24 protein-coding genes are annotated in these 24,134 nt (G+C 72.3%); 8 read left to right on the top strand and 16 right to left on the bottom strand.

Annotated elements, in window-relative coordinates:
- Positions 1-14 precede the first annotated feature (14 nt).
- The 3 genes from OG488_RS24245 to OG488_RS24235 are packed head-to-tail and all read left to right on the top strand — an operon-like array spanning position 15 to position 3,555.
- Positions 15-539, top strand: coding sequence for a PadR family transcriptional regulator (locus OG488_RS24245; RefSeq protein WP_329232396.1), 525 nt, complete (start codon positions 15-17; stop codon positions 537-539).
- Positions 536-1,222: an ABC transporter ATP-binding protein gene (locus OG488_RS24240; RefSeq protein WP_329232394.1), complete on the top strand. Its 687-nt coding sequence runs from the start codon at positions 536-538 to the stop codon at positions 1,220-1,222. Before OG488_RS24245 ends, OG488_RS24240 begins: the two co-directional genes overlap by 4 nt.
- A complete protein-coding gene (locus tag OG488_RS24235) occupies positions 1,219-3,555 on the top strand; it encodes an ABC transporter permease (protein WP_329232392.1) in 2,337 nt (778 codons plus the stop codon). The genes OG488_RS24240 and OG488_RS24235 overlap by 4 nt, the downstream gene beginning before the upstream one ends.
- Positions 3,556-3,644: 89 nt before the next feature.
- Here the strand turns inward: OG488_RS24235 and OG488_RS24230 are convergent, their stop codons facing one another.
- Entirely contained in the window at positions 3,645-4,604 is a 960-nt protein-coding gene (locus OG488_RS24230; protein ID WP_329232390.1) for a hydrogen peroxide-inducible genes activator, read from the bottom strand.
- A 132-nt stretch (positions 4,605-4,736) separates the two neighbouring features.
- On the opposite strand from OG488_RS24230, the gene OG488_RS24225 reads away from it, so the two are divergent.
- Together OG488_RS24225 and OG488_RS24220 are read left to right on the top strand one after the other, a co-directional pair.
- Entirely contained in the window at positions 4,737-5,291 is a 555-nt protein-coding gene (locus OG488_RS24225; RefSeq protein WP_014154322.1) for a peroxiredoxin, read from the top strand.
- A gap of 11 nt (positions 5,292-5,302) precedes the next feature.
- Positions 5,303-5,839, top strand: a complete 537-nt coding sequence (locus OG488_RS24220) for an alkyl hydroperoxide reductase (RefSeq protein ID WP_329232388.1) — start codon at positions 5,303-5,305, stop codon at positions 5,837-5,839.
- Between the two features lie 94 nt (positions 5,840-5,933).
- Here the strand turns inward: OG488_RS24220 and OG488_RS24215 are convergent, their stop codons facing one another.
- From OG488_RS24215 to OG488_RS24200, 4 genes are all read right to left on the bottom strand, one after another.
- A complete protein-coding gene (locus OG488_RS24215; protein ID WP_329232386.1) occupies positions 5,934-7,346 on the bottom strand; it encodes an AI-2E family transporter in 1,413 nt (470 codons plus the stop codon).
- Positions 7,347-7,478: 132 nt separating this feature from the next.
- Positions 7,479-8,189: a lytic transglycosylase domain-containing protein gene (locus OG488_RS24210; protein ID WP_329232384.1), complete on the bottom strand. Its 711-nt coding sequence runs from the start codon at positions 8,187-8,189 to the stop codon at positions 7,479-7,481.
- Between the two features lie 388 nt (positions 8,190-8,577).
- Entirely contained in the window at positions 8,578-9,900 is a 1,323-nt protein-coding gene (locus OG488_RS24205) for a PhoH family protein (protein WP_329232383.1), read from the bottom strand.
- A gap of 323 nt (positions 9,901-10,223) precedes the next feature.
- Positions 10,224-10,985, bottom strand: a complete 762-nt coding sequence (locus OG488_RS24200) for an isoprenyl transferase (protein WP_329238967.1) — start codon at positions 10,983-10,985, stop codon at positions 10,224-10,226.
- 199 nt (positions 10,986-11,184) lie between these two features.
- On the opposite strand from OG488_RS24200, the gene mgrA reads away from it, so the two are divergent.
- A complete protein-coding gene (gene mgrA, locus OG488_RS24195; protein WP_329232381.1) occupies positions 11,185-12,222 on the top strand; it encodes an L-glyceraldehyde 3-phosphate reductase in 1,038 nt (345 codons plus the stop codon).
- 322 nt (positions 12,223-12,544) lie between these two features.
- A complete protein-coding gene (locus OG488_RS24190; RefSeq protein WP_329232379.1) occupies positions 12,545-13,723 on the top strand; it encodes a winged helix DNA-binding domain-containing protein in 1,179 nt (392 codons plus the stop codon).
- 18 nt (positions 13,724-13,741) lie between these two features.
- Here the strand turns inward: OG488_RS24190 and OG488_RS24185 are convergent, their stop codons facing one another.
- The 3 genes from OG488_RS24185 to OG488_RS24175 form a co-directional block, all read right to left on the bottom strand.
- A complete protein-coding gene (locus OG488_RS24185; protein WP_329232377.1) occupies positions 13,742-14,197 on the bottom strand; it encodes a hypothetical protein in 456 nt (151 codons plus the stop codon).
- A 103-nt stretch (positions 14,198-14,300) separates the two neighbouring features.
- Entirely contained in the window at positions 14,301-15,119 is an 819-nt protein-coding gene (locus OG488_RS24180; RefSeq protein ID WP_329232376.1) for a class I SAM-dependent methyltransferase, read from the bottom strand.
- Positions 15,120-15,190: 71 nt separating this feature from the next.
- Complete coding sequence (locus OG488_RS24175) at positions 15,191-15,982, bottom strand: A24 family peptidase (protein ID WP_329232374.1); 792 nt, start codon at positions 15,980-15,982, stop codon at positions 15,191-15,193.
- A gap of 105 nt (positions 15,983-16,087) precedes the next feature.
- Here OG488_RS24175 and OG488_RS24170 point away from each other — a divergent pair, with 105 nt between their 5' ends.
- Positions 16,088-16,477 carry a DUF192 domain-containing protein gene (locus OG488_RS24170; RefSeq protein WP_329232373.1) on the top strand — a complete coding sequence of 130 codons (390 nt, stop codon included), beginning with the start codon at positions 16,088-16,090 and terminating at the stop codon, positions 16,475-16,477.
- Here OG488_RS24170 and OG488_RS24165 read toward each other — a convergent pair.
- The 8 genes from OG488_RS24165 to OG488_RS24130 all read right to left on the bottom strand — a co-directional run bounded on the left by OG488_RS24165 (position 16,449) and on the right by OG488_RS24130 (position 24,092).
- Complete coding sequence (locus tag OG488_RS24165) at positions 16,449-17,222, bottom strand: hypothetical protein (protein WP_329232371.1); 774 nt, start codon at positions 17,220-17,222, stop codon at positions 16,449-16,451. The genes OG488_RS24170 and OG488_RS24165 overlap by 29 nt on opposite strands.
- An 83-nt stretch (positions 17,223-17,305) precedes the next feature.
- Positions 17,306-18,493 (bottom strand): hypothetical protein, encoded by a 1,188-nt coding sequence (locus OG488_RS24160; RefSeq protein ID WP_329232368.1) that lies wholly within the window; start codon positions 18,491-18,493, stop codon positions 17,306-17,308.
- Positions 18,494-18,559: 66 nt separating this feature from the next.
- Positions 18,560-19,003, bottom strand: coding sequence for a hypothetical protein (locus OG488_RS24155; protein ID WP_329232367.1), 444 nt, complete (start codon positions 19,001-19,003; stop codon positions 18,560-18,562).
- 133 nt (positions 19,004-19,136) lie between these two features.
- The gene (locus OG488_RS24150) at positions 19,137-20,213 is read right to left on the bottom strand and encodes a hypothetical protein (protein ID WP_329232365.1); all 1,077 of its coding nucleotides are present in this window, start codon (positions 20,211-20,213) and stop codon (positions 19,137-19,139) included.
- A gap of 75 nt (positions 20,214-20,288) precedes the next feature.
- Positions 20,289-20,663 (bottom strand): hypothetical protein, encoded by a 375-nt coding sequence (locus OG488_RS24145; protein ID WP_329232364.1) that lies wholly within the window; start codon positions 20,661-20,663, stop codon positions 20,289-20,291.
- Positions 20,664-20,709: 46 nt separating this feature from the next.
- Positions 20,710-22,170 (bottom strand): Hint domain-containing protein, encoded by a 1,461-nt coding sequence (locus tag OG488_RS24140; RefSeq protein WP_329232362.1) that lies wholly within the window; start codon positions 22,168-22,170, stop codon positions 20,710-20,712.
- A 673-nt stretch (positions 22,171-22,843) separates the two neighbouring features.
- On the bottom strand, positions 22,844-23,326 hold the full coding sequence (locus tag OG488_RS24135) for a hypothetical protein (protein WP_329232359.1): 483 nt from the start codon (positions 23,324-23,326) through the stop codon (positions 22,844-22,846).
- Positions 23,327-23,531: 205 nt separating this feature from the next.
- Positions 23,532-24,092: an RBBP9/YdeN family alpha/beta hydrolase gene (locus OG488_RS24130; protein ID WP_329232357.1), complete on the bottom strand. Its 561-nt coding sequence runs from the start codon at positions 24,090-24,092 to the stop codon at positions 23,532-23,534.
- Positions 24,093-24,134: the final 42 nt, after the last annotated feature.

Raw genomic sequence — 24,134 nt, 5'->3', positions numbered from 1 at the left:
GTAGAGTGCGGCTCATGTCAATCGGTCACACCCTCCTCGGACTCCTGGAGTCCGGCCCCCGCCACGGCTACGACCTCAAGCGCGCGTTCGACGAGAGGTTCGGGCACGATCGCCCCCTGCACTACGGCCAGGTCTACGCGACCATGTCCCGCCTGCTGAAGAACGGCCTCGTCGAGGTCGACGGGGTCGAGACGGACGGCGGGCCCGAGCGCAAGCGGTACGCCATCACGGACGCCGGCATCACCGATGTCGCCGCCTGGCTCGCACAGCCCGAGAAGCCGGAGCCGTACCTCCAGTCGACCCTCTACACGAAGGTCGTCCTCGCGCTGCTCACCGGCCGCGACGCCGCCGACCTGCTGGACGCCCAGCGCTCCGAGCACCTGCGCCTGATGCGCATCCTCACGGACCGCAAGCGCAAGGGCGACCTCGCCGACCAGCTGATCTGCGACCACGCGCTCTTCCACCTCGAAGCCGACCTCCGCTGGCTGGAACTGACCGCCGCGCGGCTCGGCCGGCTCGCCGAGGTGGTCGCCCCGTGACCCCCGCCGGCTCCCTCCTCACGGCCCACGGCCTGCACAAGGCCTACGGCTCGACGCCCGCGCTCGACGGCGCCTCGTTCTCCGTGCACCCCGGCGAGGTCGTCGCCGTCATGGGGCCGTCCGGCTCCGGCAAGTCGACGCTGCTGCACTGTCTCGCCGGCATCGTCACGCCGGACTCCGGCACCGTCACCTACGCCGGACGCGAGCTGTCCGCGATGTCCGACGCCGAGCGCAGCGCCCTGCGCCGCGGCGATTTCGGCTTCGTCTTCCAGTTCGGTCAGCTCGTCCCCGAGCTGACCTGCGTGGAGAACGTCGCCCTGCCGCTCCGGCTCGCCGGTGTCCGGCGCAAGGCGGCCGAGGGCACCGCCCTGGAGTGGATGGCGCGCCTGGAGGTCGAGGACCTGGCCGCCCAGCGTCCCGGCGAGGTCTCCGGCGGTCAGGGCCAGCGCGTCGCCGTCGCCCGCGCCCTGGTCGCCTCCCCGAAGGTGGTCTTCGCGGACGAGCCGACCGGTGCGCTCGACTCGCTCAACGGCGAGCGGGTCATGGAGCTCCTCACCGAGTCCGCCCGGACGGCCGGCACGGCCGTCGTGCTCGTGACGCACGAGTCGCGGGTGGCCGCGTACTCGGACCGCGAGGTCGTCGTCCGCGACGGCCGCTGCCGCGACCTGGAGTACGCCGTATGACCTGGCTGCGCGATCTCGGCCTCGGCATACGCTTCGCCGCGGCGGGCGGCCGCGAGGGCTGGGCGCGGACCGCGCTCACCGCCGTCGGGGTGGGCCTCGGCGTGGCGCTCCTGCTGATCGCCTCCTCCGTTCCCCATCTCCTGGCGGAACGCGCCCATCGCGACCTCGCCCGCCAGGAGAGCGCGGCTTCCTACCAGGACAAGGCCGCGAGGTCCGACACCTCCGTGCTGCGGATCAACGCGGAGACCGAGTACAGGGGCCAGGTCGTCGGCGGCTTCCTGATGCGTCCTGAGGGCGCGCACCCGGTGACCCCGCCCGGAGTCGGGGCACTCCCCGGCCCCGGCGAGATGGTGGCCTCCCCCGCACTGGAGGAGCTGCTCGGTTCACCCGAGGGCAGCCTTCTGCGGGAGCGTCTCCCGTACCGGATCACCGCGACGATCGGCGATGCGGGCCTCCTCTCCCCCGGCGAGCTGTACTTCTACGCCGGCAGCGACACCCTGACCGCCGCCGCGGGCGGCCATCGGGTCGACGGGTACGGGGACAGGGTCAGGGACGAGCCGCTCCCGCCCGCCCTCGTCGTCCTGGTCATCATGATCTGTGTCGTGCTGCTGGCACCCGTCGCGATCTTCATCGCCACGGCCGTGCGGTTCGGCGGCGACCGCCGCGACCGCCGGCTCGCCGCCCTCCGCCTGGTCGGTACGGACATCCGGTCGACCCGAAGGATCGCGGCGGGCGAGGCCCTGTTCGGCTCGCTGCTCGGGCTGCTCGCGGGAGTGGTCTTCTTCCTCGTGGGCCGCGGGTTCAGCGGCTCCGTCGAGGTGTGGAACTACAGCGTCTTCCCGTCCGACCTGGCGCCCGCGCCGTGGACGGCGGTGCTGATCGCCTTCGCGGTGCCGCTGTGCGCCGTACTGGTCACGCTGGTCGCCATGCGCGCCGTCATCGCCGAACCGCTGGGGGTCGTACGCGGCACGGGCCACCGCGGGCGCCGCCTCTGGTGGCGTCTGCTCGTGCCGGTCCTGGGGCTCGCCGTCCTGGGAGTGACCGGCAGGGTCGGCGAGGGCGACTTCGTCGACCCGTACCCCATCGCGGCCGGCGCCGTCCTCGTCCTCGTCGGGCTCGCCCTGCTGCTGCCCTGGCTGGTCGAGGCGTGCGTACGCCCGCTGCGCCGCGGCCCGCTGTCCTGGCAGCTCGCCGTCCGCCGGCTCCAGCTGAACAGTGGCGCGGCCTCCCGCGCGGTCAGCGGGATCGCCGTGGCGGTGGCGGGCGCCGTGGCCCTGCAGATGCTGTTCGCGGCGATGGGCGACGAGTTCACGCGCATGACGGGACAGGACCCGTCGCGCGCCCAGTTCCACACCTTCTCCGAGAAGGTCAGCGGGGACGCCGCCACGCGGACCATCGAGGAGTTCCGCTCCACGAAGGGCGTCGAGGCCGTCATCGGCACGGTCGAGACGTACGTGACGAAGCCCGGGACGTACAAGGAGGACCAGGTCACCCCGACCACCTCGCTCAGCATCGGCGACTGCCCGACCCTGAAGGAGCTCGCCGAGATCGGCTCCTGCGCGGACGGCGACGTCTTCGTCGTCCACCCCAGGGGCGACAAGGAGATGAGCGACTGGGTCGACGAGACGGCACGCAAGGGCCAGGAGGTCGAGCTCGACTCCGGTGCCGAGCTGCCGCCGGGCGGCAAGAGGCTGCTCTGGACCCTGCCCGCGGACGCCCGGACCGTCACCGCCGCACCCGACCCGCTCGGCGAGGAGCACTGGGGCATCATGGCGACGGTCGGAGCCGTCGACCCGCGCACGCTGCCGGACGCCCAGACCGTCGCGCAGATCAAGGTGGACGACGGCGTCGAGGACGTCGCCGAGTACGTGCGGAACACCGCCGCCAGGATCGACCCGGGCATGCGGGTCGCCGCCCTGACGTCGATGACCCGCGACCGCCAGTACGCCAGTGTGCAGACGGGGCTGCGGTTCGGCGCGCTGGTGACGCTGCTGCTGATCGCCGCGTCGATGCTGGTGTCCCAGCTGGAGCAGCTCCGGGAGCGCAGGCGGCTGCTGTCGGTCCTGGTCGCCTTCGGCACCAGGCGTTCCACGCTCGGCTGGTCGGTGCTCTGGCAGACGGCGGTCCCCGTGGCCGTCAGCCTCCTGGTCGCGGTGGCGGGTGGCGTCGCGCTCGGCGCCGTCATGACCTGGATGCTGGCCAAGACGGTGACGCGGTGGTGGGTGTTCCTGCCGCTGGCGGGCGCGGGCGGGGCGCTCGTCGTGGCCGTGACGCTGCTCTCGCTGCCCCTGCTGTGGCGCATGATGCGCCCGGACGGGCTGCGTACGGAGTGACGGCGGGAGGGGTGGGTCCGGCGCCGCGCGGACCCGCCCCTTCGAGCCGAGCGGGCCCACCCCTCCCGTACACCCGGCGCCGAGCGGGCTCACCCGTCCGCGTACACCCGCACGGGCAGCGCTCCCAGCGCGGCGCGCAGCGCGGCCGCGAGCTCCTCGAACTCCTCCTGCCGCGCCGAGCCCGTCCGCACGGCCAGCGCGACCCGCCGCGAGGGCGCCGGGTCCGTGAAGCAGCCGGTGGACAGCGCCTCGTTGCGTCCGGTCTCCACGGTCACCGCCGTACGGGGCAGCAGCGTCACCCCGAGCCCACCCGCGACGAGCTGCACCAGGGTGGAGAGCCCCGCCGCGGTCGTCGTCACCGGCGCCCCCTCGGTGCGCCCCGCCTCCCGGCAGATGTCCAGCGCCTGGTCGCGCAGGCAGTGCCCCTCGTCGAGCAGCAGCAACGGCAGGTCCCGCAGCGTCTCGCGCGGCAGTCCGGTCGTCCCGGCGAGGCGGTGCTCCTTCTCCATGACCAGCACGAAGTCCTCGTCGAACAGCGGCAGTTCCGTGACGCCTGGCACCCCGAGCGGCACGGCGAGCAGCAGCAGGTCCAGCCGGCCGGCGGCCAGCCCGTCCAGCAGCGAGGAGGTCTGCTCCTCGTGGACCTGGAGGTCCAGGTCCGGATAGCGCTCATGGACGAGCCTGAGGACCGCCGGCAGCAGATACGGCGCGACGGTCGGGATCACGCCGAGCCTGAGTATCCCGGTGAACGGCGCGCGCACCGCCTCGGCCTCCTCCATCAGCTCGCCGAGCGCCTCCAGCACCGCCCGGCTCCGCACCGCGAGACGCTCCCCCGCGGGCGAGAGCAGCACCTTGCGCGTCGTACGCTCGATGAGCTGGACACCGAGTGCCACCTCCAGCGCGGACACGGCTCCGGAGAGTGCCGGCTGACTCATCCCGATTGCTGCCGCCGCGTCCCGGAAGTGCAGATGTTCCGCCACGGCCGCGAAGGCGCGCAGCTGCGAGAGGCTGGGCTGCTTGACCCTAATAGCCTGATTTACATACGCCACTGATAGGCACCTCCGATCATCCCGACCGAGTGTAGCTATTTCCGCGATCAATGCACTCTGTGCCAGAGTGGGAACCGTCCAACCCCCAGGAACGCCCTCAAAAGGGGATTTCCTACGCAGCAAGGAGTGCGCGTGCTCACTGTCGGTGACAAGTTCCCCGAGTTCGACCTGACCGCTTGTGTGTCGCTGGAGAGCGGCAAGGAGTTCGAGCAGATCAACCACAAGACCTACGAGGGTCAGTGGAAGATCGTCTTCGCGTGGCCGAAGGACTTCACCTTCGTGTGCCCCACCGAGATCGCCGCCTTCGGCAAGCTGAACGACGAGTTCGCCGACCGTGACGCGCAGGTCCTCGGCTTCTCCGGCGACTCCGAGTTCGTGCACCACGCCTGGCGCAAGGACCACCCGGACCTGACCGACCTGCCCTTCCCGATGCTGGCCGACTCGAAGCACGAGCTCATGCGTGACCTCGGCATCGAGGGCGAGGACGGCTTCGCCCAGCGCGCCGTCTTCATCGTCGACCAGAACAACGAGATCCAGTTCACGATGGTGACCGCCGGTTCCGTGGGCCGTAACCCCAAGGAGGTCCTCCGGGTCCTCGACGCCCTGCAGACCGACGAGCTGTGCCCCTGCAACTGGACCAAGGGCGAGAACACCCTCGACCCGGTCGCGCTCCTCTCGGGCGAGTGAGCTGATACGACATGGCACTCGATGAACTGAAGTCCGCCATACCGGACTTCGCCAAGGACCTGAAGCTGAACCTCGGTTCGGTCATCGGCAACAGCGAGCTCCCCCAGCAGCAGCTGTGGGGCACCGTCCTGGCCTGCGCGATCGCCTCGCGCTCGCCGAAGGTGCTGCGCGAGCTGGAGCCGGAGGCCAAGGCCAACCTCTCCGCCGAGGCGTACACCGCGGCGAAGTCGGCCGCGGCGATCATGGCGATGAACAACGTCTTCTACCGCACCCGGCACCTGCTGTCGGACCCCGAGTACGGGAACCTCCGTGCGGGCCTGCGGATGAACGTCATCGGCAAGCCGGGCGTGGAGAAGGTCGACTTCGAGCTGTGGTCGCTCGCCGTCTCCGCGATCAACGGCTGCGGCCAGTGCCTGGACTCCCACGAGCAGGTGCTGCGCAAGGCCGGCGTCGACCGTGAGACGATCCAGGAAGCCGTCAAGATCGCTTCGGTGATCCAGGCGGTCGGCGTGACCCTCGAGGCCGAGGCCGTGCTCGCCGAGCAGTGACCCGCAGTACCTTGTACGAGAAGGGCCCCGAGGACGACCGACCGTCCTCGGGGCCTTTCTTCATGTCCGCCCCGGTGTCAGGGAGCGGGGGGAACTACTGCTTCTGGTCGTCCGGCGTGTCGGTCCCGTCGGAGCGGCCGTCCTCGTCCGCGGGGCCGGCGGCGTCGTCGTCGGCGTGGGACCGGGTGACGGGCGGTGGCGTCGGGGCGAAGGAGATCGCCGTGGCCCCGTGGGGCCCCGGCCCGTCGGGCACGGCCTGTCCCTGCCCGTACGAGCGCAGATAGCCGACCACCGTGTTGGTCACGGCGACCAGGGGCACGGCGACCACCGCACCGCCGATGCCGGCGACCATACCGCCGGCCGCGACCGAGAGCACCACGGCCAGCGGGTGGACGCGTACGGCCCGGCCGAGGATGAACGGCTGCAGGATGTGGCCCTCGATCTGCTGCACCGCGAGCACCACGATCAGCACCATCAGAGCCGTGAACACGCCCTGGGTGACGAGCGCGACGACCACCGCGAGGGCACCCGAGACCACGGCGCCGACCAGGGGGATGAAGGCGAAGAGGAAGATGAAGACGGCGAGCGGGACCGCCATGGGCACGTCGAGGAAGTAGATCCCGAGCCCGATGAAGATCGCGTCGATCAGGGCCACGATCACCGTGCCCCGGACATAGGCGGTGAGGGTGCGCCAGGCGCGCGGTCCGGCGCCCGCGACACCCGGCCGGGCCTGCGAGGGCACCAGCTTGAGCACCCACTGCCAGATGCGCTTCCCGTCGTAGAGCAGGAACAGCGTCGAGAACATCGCCAGCAGCAGCCCGGTGAGGAACTCCACCATCACGGTGACGCCCTGGAGCCCGGCGGAGGTGATCTCCTCGGTGTTGGTGCCGATCGTGTCGCTGAGGTTCTTCGCGATGTCGTTGATCTGTGACTCGGTGACGTGGAAGGGGCTGTCCAGGAGCCAGCGCTTGAGCTCGTCGATCCCGTCCCGCACCCGGTCGGACAGCGTGTCCAGGTTGTCCATCACCTGCCAGACGACGAACCAGCCGACCAGGCCCATGACGACGAAGCCGAGCACCGCGGTCACCGCGGTCGCCAGCCCGCGCGGGAGCCCGACCCGTCTCAGCCGCACGACGGTCGGCTGGAGCATCGCGGTCACCAGCAGCGCGGCGACGAACGCGAGGACGACCAGCTGCACGGCGCTGATGATCCGCATCAGCACCCAGAGCGTGCCGGCCAGCACCAGCAGCCGCCAGCCCGCCTCCGCCGCGACGCGCATCCCCCAGGGGATCGCCGCCACGGGTTCGGGCTTGGCGGCGACGGAGGGGGCGTACGTGGGCGGCCGCGGCACCTGCTCGGCGGCGACGGTGGAGAGCGTGGAGGAGGACCCGCTGGTGACGTCGGCGTCGGCACGGCGCTCGTCCTCGGCGCGGCGTTCTTCCAGGCGCGCCCCGATCTCGGTGAGTTCTGCGCCCAGCCGGCCGAGCCAACCCGGAAGTTTCGACATGGTTTTCCCTTTTCCCCCGTCCGCCCCACACACGCCCCCGGAGCTGTCCGGATCGACCGTACACGCGCGATGCCCCGCACCGTAGGACGGTGCGGGGCATCGCGGAGTTGGGCGTGGAACCTCGCGGGGCTCCTAGTACCAGTGGTTGGCCTGCCAGAACGACCAGGCCGCACAGGGGCTGCCGTAGCGGTCGCTGTTCATGTAGCTCAGGCCCCACTTGATCTGCGTGGCCGGGTTGGTCTGCCAGTCCGCGCCCGCCGACGCCATCTTGGAGCCCGGCAGCGCCTGCATGATGCCGTAGGCCCCGGAGGACGGGTTGGACGCCTGGTAGTTCCAGCCCGACTCGCGGTCCACGATGTTGCTGAAGCACTGGAACTGATCGGCCGGCATCATCTGACGCGCAATGGCCTGGACCTCGGCCACGCTGTAGGAGCCCTGCGCCGAGAACGAGGTGGCGTCACGGACGGACGACCGGCTCGCGCGCTCGGCCTCCTTCTTCTCCTTGGCCTCGCGCTCCGCCTCCAGCTTGTCCTCGGCCGCCTGCTTCTTCGACTTGGCGTCCTTGGCGGCCTGGATGCGGGCCGTCTCCTCGGCGGACTTCTTGGCCGCCGCGTCGGCCGCGGACGCCTGGGCGTCGGCCTGCTGCGTCAGCGAAGCGGTCTGCACCTGGGCCTGCTGGCCCGCGGGGATGTCTGCGAGCAGCGTGGTGTCGGCTGCGGCCGCCTCGAAGTTGTTGTCGTCGACAGCGGGAGTGCTGCCCGACGCAACGCCTACGACGGCGCCTACGGTGGTGACCGCGGTGGCAGATGCCACGGCGAACCCCCGGACCGAGATCCGGCTCACACGGTGTCCTTCCAGCATCGCCCGCTTAGGTGACCTCGCGAGCGCAATCGTGCCCTTGACACTGGCCTCCCTACTGCTTGGGTCACGGGAGGCACGGGCCCGGTGGGCACTCCCTTGCGGAAGTGCCGCGTGGTACTCGCGGGCGGCATACGGACGGCGTCTGTTGAGTTGTGTGATGCGAGGCGCCTCTGGAGGTGCCCAAGTGCCGTATGCGGGGCCTGACGGAAGCAAGACTCTGCCGGAAGGACACGGTGCGTTGCAATTCTGTGTTGCGTGTGAAAGCTCACACCTCGTTTGGCGCACAACTTTTTCGGAAATGACGGCGCAGCACAATGCCGCCCGGCTAAGCTCCTTGGCTCGCCGGGCGGCATCTATGGGGTGTACCAGGTCAGATGTGGCCGTCCTCCAGCATTTCGGTCACCAGCGCGGCGATCGGCGAACGCTCCGAGCGGGTGAGCGTGACGTGCGCGAAGAGCGGATGCCCCTTCAGTTTCTCGACCACGGCGACGACTCCGTCGTACCGGCCGACCCTGAGGTTGTCCCGCTGCGCCACGTCGTGGGTGAGCACCACCCGCGAATTCGCCCCGATCCGGGACAACACGGTCAGCAGGACGTTCCGCTCGAGCGACTGGGCCTCGTCCACGATGACGAACGCGTCGTGGAGCGACCGGCCGCGGATGTGGGTGAGCGGCAGGATCTCCAGCATCCCGCGCCCCAGCACCTCTTCGATGACCTCGCGCCCCGCGACCGCCGACAGCGTGTCGAAGACGGCCTGTGCCCAGGGGCTCATCTTCTCGGACTCGCTGCCGGGGAGATAGCCGAGCTCCTGGCCGCCGACCGCGTACAGCGGCCGGAAGACCATCACCTTCTTGTGCTGCCTGCGTTCCAGCACGGCGTCCAGCCCCGCGCAGAGCGCCAGGGCGGACTTGCCGGTGCCCGCCCTGCCGCCCATCGACACGATGCCGATGTCCGGATCGAGGAGCAGGTCGAGCGCGATCCGCTGCTCGGCACTGCGGCCGTGGATCCCGAACGCCTCCCGGTCGCCGCGCACGAGACGGACGTTGCCCTCGGCCGTGACCCTGCCCAGCGCCTTCCCGCGCTCGGATTGGAGGACCAGGCCGGTGTGCACCGGGTAGTCGGCGGCCTCCGGGATGTAGAGGCTCTCCTCGCTGAAGAGCAGGTCGACCTGCTCGGCCGCGAGGGAGAGCTCCGACATCCCGGTCCAGCCGGAGTCGGTGATCGCGAGTTCGGCGCGGTACTCCTCGGCGAGGAGGCCGACCGAGGACGCCTTGATCCGGAGCGGCAGGTCCTTGGAGACGACGGTGACGTCGTACCCCTCCGCCTGCAGGTTGCGCGCGACCGCGAGGATCCGTGAGTCGTTGTCCCCCAACCGGTAGCCGGCGGGCAGGACGCCGGGGTCGGAATGGTTGAGCTCGACACGGAGTGACCCGCCCAGATCCCCGAGCGGGATCGGGGCGTCCAGCCGGCCGTACCGGACACGGAAGTCGTCCAGCAGGCGCAGGGCCTGCCTCGCGAAGTATCCCAGCTCGGGGTGGTGCCTTTTGGCCTCCAGCTCCGTGACCACGACGATCGGCAGCACGACTTCGTGCTCGTCGAAGCGGGCCATGGCGTTGGGGTCGGCCAGCAGGACGCTGGTGTCGAGAACATAGGTGCGCCTGTCGGGCATGCGGCGCTTAGTGCTGGTCACCACGGAAGGACGTACCCCCTCGGACGAGGTCGGGGAGTGCGACGGGCGTCGCGGAACTTCCCGAAGGGAGAGGACGGACCGGGTTCGGACCCCGTGCGCGGGCCGAACGCCGGCCCTCCGCGTCGGCCGCACGGTGTGCGGTCCTTCGTGTGCAAAGGGCCTCCCGGGCGAGCGGGCTGGGTGCCGCTCACTTGGCTGCGACGTCCGCCTGGTTGCTGACCGGACATCGACCTGAGAGCTGTATTCCCTCGAACACGCGAAGCCATGCCGCGGCCTGCGAGAAGGTGTGTCCCGCCGGGCTCCCGGCCCCCCGTGACCCCGTGCCGTCAGGCCCCGTAGCGCCGGTGGCGCGCCGCGTAGTCACGCAGGGCGCGCAGGAAGTCGACCTTGCGGAAGGCCGGCCAGAAGACCTCGCAGAAGTAGTACTCCGAATGGGCGCTCTGCCAGAGCATGAAGCCCGACAGCCGCTGCTCCCCGCTGGTACGGATCACCAGGTCCGGGTCGGGCTGTCCGCGGGTGTAGAGGTGCTCGGAGATGAGGTCCGTGGAGACGACCTCGGCGAGCTCCTCGAAGGTGGTGCCCTTGGAGGAGTGCTCCAGCAGCAGGGACCGCACGGCGTCCGCGATCTCCTGGCGTCCGCCGTAGCCGACGGCGACGTTGACGATTATCCCGTCGACCCCCGCCGTGGCCTCCTCCGCCTCCTTGAGGACGGTCTGGGTCCGCGCGGGCAGCAGGTCGAGCGTGCCGACGTGGTGGACGCGCCACCGCCCGTCGGACGCCAGCTGGCGCACGGTGTTCTCGATGATGCCGAGCAGCGGGATGAGCTCCGCCTCGGGCCGGTCGAAGTTGTCCGTGGACAGCAGCCAGAGGGTGACGACCTCGACATCGGTCTCGCTGCACCAGCCGAGCAGCTCGGAGATCTTGTCCGCGCCGGCCTGATGCCCCTGCACGGCCGAGCCGCCGGACGCCTTCGCCCACCGCCGGTTCCCGTCGAGGATGACTCCGATGTGCTTGGGCACCTGGTCGTGGTCCAGGCGGCCTCCCACCCGGCGTGCGTAGAGCCCGTACACCAGGTCGCGCAAGTTCACTGAGTTCACCCTCTCGGTTCCGTGCGGGCCCGGGGCCCGCCCTCCCCCTCGCCGGGGGTCCGGGGCCGCCCCCCGGGGGACGCCGTGCGGTCCGCGCTCTCGCGCCGCGGATCGGCATGTCCCGAAGCGGCCACATTACTGCGGACGGGTCACGGGGGCCCAACCCGGCCTGTCACAACTCCGTGATAAGGAGTGAAACGTGACTGATTCCCTCTCCTACCGCGCCGATACCGCACGCTACGACTCCATGGAGTACCGCCGCACGGGCCGCAGCGGGCTCAAGCTCCCCGCCGTCTCGCTCGGCCTCTGGCACAACTTCGGCGACGACCGCGCCCTGGGATCCCAGCGGGCGATCCTGCGCCGCGCCTTCGATCTGGGTGTGACCCACTTCGACCTGGCCAACAACTACGGCCCGCCTCCCGGCTCCGCCGAGCTGAACTTCGGCAAGCTCTTCCGCCAGGACTTCGCCCCGTACCGGGACGAGCTCGTCATCTCCACCAAGGCCGGCTATCTGATGCACCCCGGCCCGTACGGCGAGTGGGGGTCCCGCAAGTACCTGCTCTCCTCGCTCGACGCGTCGCTGAAGCGCATGGGGCTCGACCACGTCGACATCTTCTACTCGCACCGCTTCGACCCGGCCACCCCGCTGGAGGAGACGATGGGGGCGCTCGCCTCCGCCGTGAGCCAGGGCAAGGCCCTGTACGCCGGCGTGTCCTCCTACACCGCGGCGCAGACCGCGGAGGCGGCCCGGATCCTGCGGGAGATGGGTGTGCCGGCCCTGATCCACCAGCCGTCCTACTCGATGGTCAACCGATGGGTGGAGTCCGACGGACTGCTCGACACCCTGGAGGCGGCCGGCATGGGCTGCATCTCCTTCGCGCCGCTCGCCCAGGGGCTGCTCACCGGCAAGTACCTGGCAGGCATCCCGGAGGGTTCGCGCGCCAGCCAGGGCAAGTCCCTCGACCCCGGCCTGCTGTCCGAGGAGATGGTGCGCCGGCTGCGCGGGCTGAACGACATCGCACAGGGGCGCGGCCAGTCGCTCGCCCAGCTGGCGCTCAACTGGGTCCTGCGGGACAGCCGCATGACCTCGGCCCTGATCGGCGCGTCGAGTGTGCGGCAGCTGGAGGAGAACGTGGCCGCGCTCGCCGCACCGGCGCTGACCGCCGCCGAGCTGAAGGACATCGACACCTTCGCCGTGGACACCGCGAGCACCAACATCTGGGCCAACCGGGGCTGAGGCACACGGCCGCCGCGGGGTGGATCTCCGTGCGCCGGGGGGTGGATCTCCGTACGCCGCCGGGGGTCGACACCGGCCCCGCACGCGGCCCGCACATCCGGAGCACACTCCGGGCACAAAAAACGGGCCGGTCCGTGGGGGGGGTTACGGACCGGCCCGAGGGGGGGTTTCCACCATAACCCTTCGTAAGTGATGCTGGGTGCCACGCCACGAAATAATCACTCTCCGAATTCGGCGAACTGCGCTGCGGGACCCTCCGTAGGCGCCTGAGCCGGACGCCATCAGGACCGTTCCTGTCCTGTAGACGTCCTACATTCGGCCCATGACGACACGAGCCCGCGGCGCGACCGTGACCTGGGCCCGGGCGAACGCCCGGCGCCTCGACCGGCAGTCCCTCTCCGACGGCCCCTCCTCGGCCGCCCACGCCGCCTCCGGTGTCCCCGGTGCCGTCGCCGCGATGCTGGGGGCCCATGCGCAGGTGCTGTCCGCCGCCGAGCTCTCGACCGGACTGCGTGCGCCGGGGGTGACACGGACGAACGTGCGTACGGCGCTGTGGACCGACCGGACGGTCGTGAAGACGTTCGGGCCGCGCGGCACCGTGCACCTGCTGCCCGCCGAGGACCTGCCGATGTGGACCGGGGCCCTGTCGGCCGTGCCGGCGGGCGGCAGCCCGTTCACCAAGGACGCCCGGATGACACCGGAGCAGGTCGAGGCGGTGGTGGCCGCGGTGGCCGACGCCCTGACCGGCGCCGAGCTCACGATCGACGAGCTCTCCGACGAGGTGATCGGCCGCACCGGCACCTGGGCGGGCGACCTGGTGATGCCCGCGTTCCAGGGGATGTGGCCGCGGTGGCGCCAGGTGCTGCACCTGGCCGGCCATCGGGGCGCGCTCTGTTACGCGCCGAACCGGGGCCGGAAGGCGACGTACACCAACCCGGGGACCGTCCCGATGCCCGGTCCGGAGGCGACCGCCGCGCTCGTGCGGCGCTACCTGCGGGCCTACGGCCCCGCCACTCCCGTCCACTTCGCCCAGTGGCTGGCGGCGCCCCACAGCTGGGCCGGGCGGCTCTTCGAGGACCTGGCCCGGGCCGGCGCGATCGAGGAGGTGGTGTTCGAGGGCTGCGGGGCCGCCTGGGTGGTGGCGGGCGACACCCGCTTCCCGTCGGCGGGTCCGCGCGGCGTGCGCCTGCTTCCCTACTTCGACGCCTTCACCATCGCCTCCCGGCCCCGCGAGCGGCTCTTCCCCGGCGCCGCCCGCGAACGGGCGCTCGCCGGCGGCCAGGCGGGCAACTTCCCGGTGCTGCTGGTGGACGGCACGGTCGCCGGGGTCTGGCACCAGCGGCGCTCCGGGAGGCGCGTCGCGGTGACCGTGGAACCGCTGAGCCCCCTGGACGCCGGTCTCATGCGGGCGCTGGAGTCGCGGGTGGAGCACCTGGGGCAGGTGCTGGAGGGGACCCCGGAGCTGACGGTGGGAGAGGTGACGGTGGGCGCGCACGCGTAGGGCACGGCCCGGCGGGGCTCAGTGCGGCACGAAGCGGATCGCCACCGTGTCGCCGCCGAGGACCACGAAGTCGCCGTTCTCGCACCGGAACACCGCCTCGCGCACCTCGCCGTGCTCGTCGCGCCGCTCCTGCGTGCCGGTGACGGTCCAGGCACCGCCGTACGGGGGTGGCGGAAGCCGGCTCAGCTGCTCGAACTGCCACTGCCCCGCGGGCACGCACCAGTCGGGCAGGACGGGCCAGGCACCGGAGGTGATGCTCAGCGTCCGGTCGGAGGCGCAGGTGAGCAGCACCGACTGGCCGTCCTCCAGAACGAATTCGACGGCTTCGGGCTCCCCCGCGAGGCCCTCGGGGCGGTAGAACAGGCCCTGGACGGAGGCGATCCGCGCACCCGTGAGCCAGTCGGCCCTCCCGTGGCGCGGCCGGCCGGCGGGAGCGCTGATCTCCTCGCCCGGCAATTCCCTTCCCACCGACATGACCTGCTCCTTCGTTGTGCGCTCAACCACCAGGGTCGCACCACTCGTGGGTAGGACGGAGGGGCAGGTGATGCCGTTGCGTCGGCGGCGTGTGAAGGCGCCCTCAGCGCAGGCCCGTTGGCGATTCCTCCGGCTTGCGCGCCTCGATCAGGAAGCGGGCGCTGTGGGCGACGAACGGCCCCTCCCGCTCGATCCGGCGGTGCAGTGAACGCAGTTGGGGAAGGTAGGCACCCACGGTGAATCCGGGCACCATCCAGATGACCTTGCGCAGGAAGTGGACGACGGCGCCGATGTCGAGGAACTCGATCCGGAGCCGCTCGGCGCGCAGGTCCCTCACCTCCAGCCCGGCCGCCTCGGCGTCCTCCCGCGCAGCCTGCGGATCCCGGGCACCGCGCTCCTCGGCGGACCGCGGGCCGAGGAAGTACTCGACGAGCTCGAACACGCTCTCCCTGCCGACCTGCTGGGAGAAGTACGTGCCCCCGGGGGCCAGGACCCGGGCGATCTCGGCCCACCAGGTCGTCACCGGGTGCCTGCTCACCACCAGGTCGAAGGCACCGTCCGCGAAGGGCAGCGGCGGCTCGTCGGAGTCCGCGACGACGACGGCGCCGCGCGGATGGAGCAGGGCGGTGGCACGGGCGACGTTCGGCGGCCACGACTCGGTGGCCACGGTCAGCGGCGCCAGCACCGGCGCGGAGGCGAGCACCTCCCCTCCCCCGGTCTGGATGTCGAGCGCGGCACGCGCCCGCGCCAGCCGGTCCGCCATGGCGCGCGCGTACCCCCAGGACGGACGCTCCTCGGTGGCCCGCCCCTCGAACCACGAGAAGTCCCAGCCGTCGACGGAGGCGGCGTCGGCCTCCGCGACGAGGGCCTCGAAGCGCGCGTCGGAAGCGGAGGGGACGAAGGGCGCCGAAGATCCGGTCATGGGCCAAGGGTGACAGCCCGCCGCGGACCGGCGCGACCGGATATTCCGTACGTCCGTGCGCCGGGTGGGAGTCAGGCAGCGAGGCCCCCGAACAGCAGGCCGACCAGCGCTCCCGCGATCATGAACGGGCCGAACGGGATGCCCGTCCTGCGTCCGGCGCGTCGCGCCAGCATCAGTCCGGCGCCGTAGAGCGCGCCGAAGAGGAACCCGGCGAAGCCCCCCGCGCAGAGCACCGCCCAGCCGTACCAGCCGAGGGCCACACCGAGGGGGAGGGCGAGCTTCACGTCGCCGAAGCCCATGCCGTTCGGGTTGATCAGGAAGAGCAGGAAGTAGAAGCCGCCGAGCGCCGCTCCGCCGAGGAGGGCGGACGTCCAGGATCCGCCGTGCTCGGGCAGCAGGGCCGCGCCCCCCAGGAGCACGGCGGCGGCGCCGGCCAGGGGCAGCGTCAGCGTGTCGGGGAGCCGGTGGACACGGCGGTCGATGACGGCGAGGAGCACCGCGACGGGGGCCAGCAGCAGCCAGACGACGGCCTCGGGCCGGAGGCCGGTGGCCGCGGCCAGGGCGACGCAGGCGAGCACCGTGACCACCGGGGCGACGACGGCGGGCGCGTAACGGCCGGGCCGGGGCGGCGGAGGGGCCTGCGGTGTCGCGCCTCCCGGGAGCGTGGGGACGGCCACGGCGCAGGCGCCGCAGCGGGTCGGGCCGAGCCAGCCCCCGGCCGGCCCCGTGAGCGCGTGTCCGGCCGGGCACGCGTCCCGCCAGGGCTCCTCGGGCTCGACGGAGAAGCGGTAGGCGGCGCGTGGGAGCAGCAGTCCGGCGGTCACGCCCCAGAGCGCGGCGACCGCAAGCAGGGTGGCGTCCACGGATCCGACCCTAATCCGGCCCGCACGGCGGGGTCTTGGGCCCTGGGACCCACTGCGTGCCGTTCCGGACCCACTCGGCGGCCGGGGGGTCTACGGTCGGTGCCCATGGGGAAATGGCGCAACGGCAGCGGGACACTGACGGTCGGGTCGGACACGGAGGTGCGGGAGGTGCCGCTGCGCATAGCGGCCTCCTACCGGGCGCGGGCGCGCGGACTGCTCGGTGTGGACGGCGTCGACGGCGCCCTGCTGATCACCCCGTGCGGGAGCGTGCACACCTTCCGGATGCGGTTCACCATCGATGTGGCGTACTTGGACCGGAAGTTCGGCGTCCTGGCGGTACGCACGATGAAGCCGGGACGGCTCGGGCTGCCCAGGCTCCGCGCCCGGCACGTGGTGGAGGCGGAGGCCGGGGCGATGGAGCGGTGGGGCCTGCGGCCCGGGACGCGGGTGCGGGTCTCCGTACCGGCTACGGAAGTTTCGCCGCCTGTGCCGTGACGAGCGCGGCCGGGACCTCCGGGGCCCTCGCCGTCAGGAAATTGGCCGCGTAGAAGGTGACGACCGTCGATCCCCTCCGCACGAGGTGGAAGACGAGCGGCACCTCGGTGCCCTCCAGGCTGCCCGTGACCTGGTAGGCGAAGGACTCCTGGCCGGCCTTCGCCGCGGGCAGCGCCTTGACCTCGGTGTAGGTGGACGGGCCGTCGTCGCTCGTCGTACGGAAGCCGTCGGCGCAGGCCCGCACCGCGTCACGGACGGCGCGCAGCAGTTCCTCGGCCCCGCCCTTCGGGTGCGACGTGAGGATCTCGGTGACGACGGTCTGGTCGTCCTGGCCCTCCTCCGTCGTGTCCATCGCCGTACGGAAGACGGTGGCGGCGGGCGTGGGTTCGGGCGAGCCGTTGACGATCGCGATGATCGGCCGGCAGGCCTCGTCCTCGGACTCCTCGGTGCCGCGCTCGTCGGTCCCCTCCAGGGGAGCGATCTCGTAGCCCTTCACCTCGCCCGTCCTCAGGACCACCCCGGCGAGCTGCGCCTCGGTCAGGGTCCTGCCGCTGCCGGCCGTCGTGGGGACGGGAGTCCCGGCGTCGACGGCGTCCGGGCCGTCCGCGGAGCCGGCGGCCGGTGTCGGTGAGGCGGTGGCCTTCCTGCCCGGCCCCCTGCCCTCGCCGTCGTCCGGCCCGCAGCCGGCGGCCGCCAGGCAGAGGGCGAGCGCGCCCGCCGCCACGACAGTGATCCGTACCCTCATCGCTCACCGCTCCTGACCGCCGTGCACCGGGTCAGCACGCTAACAAGCGGGGTGCTCCCGGCGCGTGGGTCCGTGGGCCCAACTCAGGGCGGCCCGGTCCCCAGCAGCGTCCACGCACCGTGGACGGCGGATCCGAGGGCCAGGGCGGCGACGACCGCGCCCGTACGCGCCGTCGTGCGCAGCCCCGCGAGGGCGACGGCCGGGGGCAGGAGCAGCGGGAACGCGGGCATCATCAGGCGCGGCCGGGAGCCGAAGTAACCGGAGCCGATCAGGGAGACGACGACGACCGCGATGCCGTACACCAGCACGGGGAGCGGCTGCCGCTGCCGCACGCACAGGACCACCAGCCACCCCAGGAGCCCCAGCGCGGCGCAGAGCCCGAGTGCGGCGGGAAGCGGCAGCCCCGCGATGAAGGCGGCCAGCGCACGGCCTCCGTCGATGCTGTTGCCCCACTGCGCCTGGACGTCGAAGTACGCGAACGGGCTGCCTTCCCGCACGGCGACGAACACCACGTACGCCAGCCACCCCAGCGGTGCCAGGCAGACCCCCAGCAGCATGCGCAAGTTCCGGCGCACCAGGTCCCGCCGGCCGCCGGCCCTCCACTCCCGTACGAGGACGGCGGCAGCGGTGACCGCGAGCGCCGCGATGAGCGCGGCCGCCGAGGGCCGCGTCAGCCCGGCGAGCACGCACAGCGCGCCCGCGGCGATCCAGCGGCCCCGGAGCACGGCGTACAGGGACCAGGCGGAGAGCGCGGTGAACAGGGTCTCGGTGTACGCCATCGACTGCACGAAGGCCGTCGGGTACGCGCCCCACAGGGCGGCCAGCACCACCCCGGCCCGCCTGCCGTGCAGCTGTGCTCCGACGGCGAAGATCCCCCAGGCCGCGAGGAGCCCGGCCAGCCAGGCGACGGCGATCCCGGCGCCCTGCACGGTGAACGGCGTCACCGCGGCCAGGCCCCGCTCCAGGGCCGGCAGGAGCGGAAAGAAGGCCAGGTCGGGGTGGACCCCGCCGTCGGGGAGGGTGACGGTGTAGCCGTAGCCGCCCTCGGCGATCCGCTGGTACCAGACGGAGTCCCAGCGTCCGCCCAGCAGGTGCAGGGCGTCCTTCCCGGCGGCCGGCGCCCACACTCCGAGGACCAGGAGCCCCACGGCCCTGACCGCCGCGTAGGCGCCCAGGGCGGGAGCGGCGGCGGTGAGCAGGGCGGCGGCACGGTCCCGGGTACTGCGGGGTTCGGGCGCCACCGGGCGGGAGCGCGTCTGCTGATCGGGCATGCGGCCGATTATGGGCCCGCCGCCGGTGAGGTCACCAAGCCGGGGGAGGTCACCGAGCCACGAAGGTCACCACGCCGGGGAGGGCGGAGGCGCTCCTCCCGCCCGCAGCACCTCCGCGTGGGGGGTGTGCCGGGTGCCGAGCCCCCGGCCGACCAGCGGGGCGACCGTACGGATCAGCTTCAGCTGCGCCGAGCGCAGGACGCGCAGGGTGGTGTCGTCGGACCAGCCGGTCGTCGTGGACCACTCGTACCCCGAGCCGACGACCTCGCTGGCGAAGGCCAGCTCGGTCGCGAGCAGGGCCCGCGCCCAGTCCATGGGGTCCAGCGCCTCCTCCCGCGCGAGGGCGCCGCGGATCGACATGCCGCGGAGGCTCAGGTCACGGATGCCGTCGAAGCCCATGGCCACGGCGAACTCCTCGGTGCAGCGGGCGGGACCGCACCATTCCATCAGCCCTTGCTGGAGGAGACGGGACTCCTCGTCGGTCAGGGCCAGCTGCTCAGCCGTGGGCACGCGCCGTCACCTTCCTGTTGCGGCCCGGCCCGGCGCCGTGGGGGTGCGCCGGGACGGGCGTCGATCACCTGCTGCGCAGACGCTAGGCGTGCGGCGGCCCGCCGTCTTGGGCCCAGGGACCCAACTCGGCATTTCAGCCGTCCCGGCCCGCCCGGAGGTCCGCCGCGGAGGCTGCCGCGATACGCCGGATCCTCTTCGTGCGGCCGTGCTCGGCCAGCAGGTCCAGCAGTCGGCGGCTCCGGGTCGCGCCGCCCCGCGCCACCCGGAGCTGCAGCCGGTCCGACCACGCCTCCACGCTCTCGGCGTCGTGGGCGGCGGCGTCCCGGTCCAGGGAGGCGAGGACCGCCAGCTCCCCCGATCGGCGTTCGGCGAAGCCGCGGACGTCCGGACGCAGGGCGGCGGTCCAGCGGCCGTGCTCGGAGACGGGCAGCCTCTCCAGCATCAGGACCACGACGGCCGACGCCAGGGGCTCATCGGTCTCGGCCCGCACGGCGTCCAGCAGGAGCTCGTGCGCGGGCGGCCGGTCCGCGGCCCGCCGGTAGAGCTCCCACCGGTCGTGGCCGTCCTCCCAGGAGGCGCCGTCCTTGTCAGCCGCGTCACCGTCCACCGCCGAGGCCAGGGCAGCCGGCCGAGGTGGCAGAGCCGTGGGCGGGCTCTCCCCGTACTCCTCGTGCTCTTCGTGCTCCCCGTGCTCCTCGTGTTCCCCGTGCTCCCCGTCCTCGCGCTCCTCGCGCTCCTCGCCGGAGAGCTCGGCGAGCACCTCGACCCGGGCCGTCGGCAGCTGCTCCATCGGGGTCTCGACGGCGTCGACGACGAGCACCGGCGGCACCTCCTCGCCCTCCAGCAGACGCGCCCTGGCCACCCGACCGTCCGGCCCGGCCGCCCAGTAGGCCGAGGGCCGCACTCCGGACGCGGGATACAGGACGGTCGTGCGGAGCAGGACCGCGAGGCGCGAGGCCGCCTCGGCCTCGGACGGCGGCGACGTCACCGCGTCCGAGGCGGAGACGTCCCAGGCGAGCGCCAGGTCACCGGCCACGGGGTGATGGGTGCAGAGCACCGGCGCGTCCCGGTTCCGGTCGTCCGTCCGCCCCGTGTCCTCGTCGGCCACGTCCACGTCCTGGGCCTCCGCACCGAGAGCGCAGGCCAGCGCCGACGCCATGGTGCGGGGCGCGGGCCGGTGCACGGTCAGGAAGGTGTAGACCGTCGCCATGGGCGGTCACGTCCTCGCGTCACGGTCCACCGCGGCGCCGCCCGTGGGGGGTGCCGGTGCCCGGCGCCGGCCGGCTCACGCCCGTACTTCGGTGGTGATCATGGCGACATCCGGAAGAGTGCTGGGCGGCTCGTCGCCGTACCACGCGTACTCGATCGCCGAGAGAAAGCCCTCGGTGGCCCAGAGCAGGATCTCCCCGAACAGCGAACCCGTCGGGTCCACGACCGTCGCGTCCACGGGGACGACACCGGAGAGCCCCGGTGACCGGGGAGCGTCGTCCCCCACGCGGAGATCGACGCTCGCCGAGTGCTCGCCCCACTTCGCCACCACCTGGACGTGGTCCACCTGGGCGCGCAGTTCGGCCGCGCCCGGGAAGTCGTGGGCGAGCACGAGCTCGGCCACCGCTTTCTCGGCCTGGCTCAGGGGACGGGGAGTGATCGCAACGGGCACGAGTGGAGCCTCCGTGTAGCCGCCCCTCCGGGGCGATGGTGTGGCACTAGCCGGGGAACTTTCCAGGGATGAACGCCGTACCGAGCCTGGGGACTCCGTTGACGATGGCACCCCGGATCGTCACAGTCTCCCCCTCGATCACCCGGCTCACCTCGTACCTCCCGGCAGCCGGCAGATCCTTGGCACCCTTGAGGCTGTTCATGATCGCGCGGAGGGCCTGCTCACGGCCTCCGGCCTTGGCCACGAGGTCTCCGAACCCGTGCTTGGCCGGGTCGATCACGTGCTCGAGGTTGGCCGGCGTGTTCCACGTCGGCCACGCCTCCTCGAGTGCTTCGGCCGTCACACCGCAGCCGGGGTCGTTGTTGTGGACCAGCACCGGGGTCGCGCCCGCCACCACGTAGTACGTGTGGATCCCGGCGACGGTGAGGTCGTGCGTGGTCTGCCGCTGTGTGTAGCGACCGACCGCGGCGACCGTCAGCGTGGTGCCGTCCGGTGTGCGGAGCCCGGCCCCCGGGCGGATCTCGCCGGCGTCCACCCAGCGCCGCGCGTCCACCGACCAGAACGGATGGGTGTCGGTCGCCGTGACCACCGCGGGTCCTCCGGGCGTACGGAACACGAGCCGGGTGAAGTGCTTGTCCTCGTGCGTCGTGATCAGCCGCTCGACCTCACGTGCACCGGACAGCCCCGTCTCCGGGTCCGTCGCGGACACCATGGCCCCGGGCACGACCTTCTCGATCCCGATGCGCCGCCCGTCCGCGAGCAGGACCCGCGTGCCCGGGAGGAAGCTGTGGGCGGCCGGGCACGTCGGCGGCTTGTCGTCCTTCGGGTCCTTCTTCGGCGGGTCCTTCTTCTCGGCGTCGAGCTTCTTCTGCGCGTCCGCGAGCTTCTTCTCGGCGTCCTTGACCTTCTTGCGGTTCTTGATCAGGCCCTTCAGCCCGTCGTACAGGTCACCACCGTGCTTCTTCAGCGCCTGGATCAGCTTGGCGGCCTTCTTCCACTTCCACGGCGCCCCGTACTTCGCCGCGAGTTTCCCGACCGCGCCCCCGACCAGGCTCAGCAGCACATTGATCAGCGTCTCCGTGCAGGCGCCCATGTCGCCCTTGGTGATGCAGTCCAGCGCGTCGGTGATCCCCAGCTCCTCCGCCAGGATCTTGGCCAGCTCCTTGGCCGCCTCGAGCGCCTTGTCCGAGCTGGTCTTCTCCGCCGCTTGGGCGTCCTGGAGCTCCTTGAGCGCGGCGTCGTAGTCGATCTGGGACTGCGACTTCGGCGATCCGTCGTCCGTGACCGGCTCACCGTCACCCGGCGCCCCCTGGGCCTCGGGGTTCCCACCTCCGCCACCGCAGTCACCGCCGCCGCCGATCCGGCAGACCTGCGCGCCGATCTTCTCCGTCAGCTCGGCACCGATCCCCGTCGCCACCAGTGCGCCGATGATCGCCACGACCACCATGACCAGACCGACGTACTCGATCGCGCCCTGACCGCGCTGGCCCCGGCGCAGTCCGGCCATGCGCACTCCCGTCCGCGGCACCCTCTTCCGCGACCAACGACGCAAACGACGACGCATCTCCCCCGGACCAGTCATACCCGCGACGCTAACCACCGGGCGTGCGGGCGGTCTTGGGCCCGAGGGCCCAACCTGGCGCCGCCCGCGCCCAAAAGCGCGCGTACCCGTGCCGTCCCGGGTCCCGGGCCCCGCGGCGCGCGCACGGCACGCCGTGCAAGGGTTTCGAGCGGCCGTACGCCCGCACTGCCCGTACGCCCGTACGGGCGGTGCGGAGCGGGAAGAAGGGCGACAGCGGATGACGGCCGGTTCCCCGGTACCGACGGCGGAGGAACGTGCGGAGCAGCCCCCGCACGGTGATCCGGACCCCTGCCCCGGCTGCTCGTGACCCTGTTGGGGATCGGCTCGGCGTTCTGGGGGCTGGTGTTCGGGGTGGCCGCGCAGCTACTGCTGAGCGGCGGACGCCGTACGCCTCAGGAGTGGCCCGGGCCGGATCACCCCATCCCGCCCGGGTGCTCCTGGAGCGCGTTCAGGGCGAGACGGACGTCCGAAGGACGGTGCAGAAGGAATCCCACGAGGGCAGAAGCCCGCGTACGTGCGGTGCCTCCCCGTCCGGGCTGCCGGGCGGGACGTCGCGGTCGGGGAGGACGTCGCTGTCGGGCGGGACGTCACCGATGCCCTAGGCCTCCAGCACGTAGAACTCCGATCTCTGCCCGAGCATCTCGAGCCTCGAATCGGGGAAGAACGAGAACTCGGCGCGGAAGAGGCCGTCGAGATGCCCGGGCACTCCGGAGACGACCGTCCTCGCCGTGGGGCCTTCGGGCGCCGCCCCCGCGGTCCAGTCGAAGGAACGCAGGCCACGCATCACGAGGAGCGCGGTGTTGCCCTCGTCGAGCTGCCGGGCGGTGCGCAGCTCGAAGAGCAGGGCGGCCGTGGACGCCGGCTGGTCCACCCGCCAGTCCAGCAACTGCGCCTCCCTCAGCGCGTCCGGCTCGCGGAGCGGATCCCGCCCGGCGCTTCCCGGCGAGCCGGGCGCGGCCTCGTCCTCACCGACGACGAGGTCGTACACGACGACGAGGGTGTCCGGGGCGGGGGCGCCACTCCCGGACGTGCCGGCCGTACGCCTGGACGCGGGGTTCGCCGGCCGGGCGGCCTCGCTCATGTGGTCCACCAAGCAGTCATGCGGGGACGGTAACGGCCCTCCTCCGCAACGGTCTTGGGCCCATGGACCCAACCGGGCACCCACCCCGGAGGTCCTCCGGCGGTCCAGGGACCGACCCGCCACTCGCACGGACGACCTGCCCGGCAGCGGTCCTCGGACCGAGTGCCCGGCCGCCGCCCACATACCGAGTGCCGGGCCGCCGTCCTCAGACCGCGGTCACGCTGCCGACGAGAGCGCTGAGGAGCCCGCGCCCGGACTCCCACTCCCCGTGGCCGCTGTCGGAGTTGATGTGCCCCTGCCTGCCCACGGACGTCCGGGGCACCTGCCAGCCGGAGGCGAGTCCGGCCGCCGCAGCGGATTCGCAGTAGGGGTCGTCGTCACTCGACACGAGCAGGCTCGGGCACGGCAGCGGACGGGCGGTCATGCCCCGGAACGTCGGCGCCGCCTCGCGCGGAAAGTCCGGCCCCCGCGGATCGGGCGGTGCGGCCAGGAAGGCCACGACGCCCTCCGGCCGCGCCTCCTCCAGCCACTGCGCGGCGGCCCAGCAGCCGAGACTGTGCGCCACCAGGACGACGCCGTCGACGTGCTGCCGGGACACGCGCTCGTACGCCGTCCCAACGGACGCGACCCAGTCCCCCAGGTCCGGAGCCGTCCAGGAACCCGGCGCGATCCGTGCGGCGGACGCACCCCATCCGGCCTCCCACACGCTCTGCCAGTGCCGTTCGTCCGAGCCCCCGATCCCGGGGATGATGACGTACGCGACCATCGCCTCTCACCCTTCTTTCCGTCGTCCCCGACCTCTCCGTCG

Origin of the sequence: Streptomyces sp. NBC_01460 (assembly GCF_036227405.1) — a bacterium.
Classification (GTDB): domain Bacteria; phylum Actinomycetota; class Actinomycetes; order Streptomycetales; family Streptomycetaceae; genus Streptomyces.
The sequence above is the reverse complement of the archived record's forward strand: the minus strand, read 5'-3'. Positions and strand labels throughout refer to the sequence as shown.